The 1,572-nt window shown below is 64.9% G+C and carries 1 protein-coding gene; it reads left to right on the forward strand.

What is annotated here, in order from left to right; translation table 11 throughout:
- Positions 1-168 precede the first annotated feature (168 nt).
- Positions 169-1,551: an IS5 family transposase gene (locus LZD57_RS23910; RefSeq protein WP_233722090.1), complete on the forward strand. Its 1,383-nt coding sequence runs from the start codon at positions 169-171 to the stop codon at positions 1,549-1,551.
- Positions 1,552-1,572 lie beyond the last annotated feature (21 nt).

Genomic DNA, 1,572 nt, shown 5'->3' on the forward strand with positions numbered 1-1,572 from the left:
GTCTCCCGTGAAGAATTTCGAAGCCACTGAAATGGCTGACTGATCGGCATCTGCAAAGATTTGACTTTTGCCGGTTTCAGCCGTCTGTGGCCGCAGAAACTTGCAAATTGCGTTGCGGCGTTGAGCGTGATTCCATGGCCTTCGGGTCCAGGAATCGGGAGCGCCGGGATGCGTCCGAAGGAGCGGCGGGACAGCGGGCAGACGGACATGTTCCGGGCCCGGCTCGATCAGATCGTCGACACGAACCACGCGCTCGCCAGGCTCGGCCGGGCGATCGACTGGCGGTTTCTGGAGGAGCGGCTCGGCGCGGTCTACACGGATGCGCCGGGCCACCCGCCGCTGCCGACGCGGCTGATGGCCGGGCTCGCCATCCTGAAGGCGATGCATGATCTGTCCGACGAGGCGCTCTGCGATCGCTGGCTGGAAAACCCCTATTATCAACTGTTCTGCGGCGAGGAATTCTTCTGTCACAGGCTGCCCTTCGACCGGTCGTCGATGACGCGCTGGCGCCAGCGGATGGGCGAAGAGAGGTTGAACGCGCTGCTGCAGGAGAGCCTCGCCACGGCGACACGAACCGGCGCGGCCAAGCCCGCCGACTTTACCACGGCTATCGTCGACACCACCGTGCAGCCCAAGGCCGTCGCCCATCCGACCGATGCCAAGCTGATGCAGCGTTCACGCGAGCGGCTGGTGCGGCTGGCCAAGACGCTGGGGATCGATCTGCGCCAATCCTATGAGCGGGTTGGAAAATATGCCCTGATCAAGCAGCAGCGCTATGCCCATGCCAAGCAGTTCAAGCGGGCGAACAAGGCGCTGAGAACCCTCAGGACCTATCTCGGCCGCGTCATCCGCGACATCGTCCGCAAGACCAAGGGCGACGCCGAGCTGGAAGCGGCGGTGGCGCACGAACTGATGCTCGCTCGCCGGGTCCATGCCGGCAACCGCAATCTCATTCCCCTCCGCGGCCAGCCGAAAGACGCCGATCTCCGGGTCTTCAGCCTGCACGCGCCCGAGGTCGAATGCATCGGCAAGGGAAAAGCCCATCGGCCCTATGAGTTCGGCGTCAAGGTCTCCGTCGCCACCACGCTGAAGCGCTCGAAGGGCGGCCAGTTCGTCACCCATGTCGCGGCGCTGCCGGGCAAGCCGTATGACGGGCACACACTGGCCACCGTCATTCCCGCCATCGAGCGCCAGGTCGGCGCGACGCTCACGCGGATCATCGCCGACGCCGGCTACAAGGGTCACAACGCCCCTCAAAGCCACCGCGTCAAGGTCTACATCTCGGGCCAGAAGCGCGGCATGACAGACGCGATCCGGCGCGAGATGAAGAGGCGAGCGGCCGTCGAACCGGTCATCGGACATCTCAAGGCCGACCACCGCATGGGCCGTAATCATCTCGCCCACGCCATCGGCGACGCCGCCAACGCCGTCCTCGCCGCCGTCGGCTACAACTTCCGCCGCATCCTCGCCTGGCTGAAGCTTTTTGTCGCCTTCATCCAGGCCGCGATCATCAGCCTATTCGGCACCCGCCAAACCGCCGCCGCCGCTTAGGGAGCCTTCTTCACGGACAAC

The sequence above is a fragment of the Jiella avicenniae genome, from assembly GCF_021390325.1.
Classification (GTDB): domain Bacteria; phylum Pseudomonadota; class Alphaproteobacteria; order Rhizobiales; family Rhizobiaceae; genus Jiella; species Jiella avicenniae.

Bases quoted from the DNA above. Each gene is read 5' to 3' on its own strand.
- LZD57_RS23910 (WP_233722090.1), top strand. From the start codon at position 169: ATGCGTCCGAAGGAGCGGCGGGACAGCGGGCAGACGGACATGTTCCGG.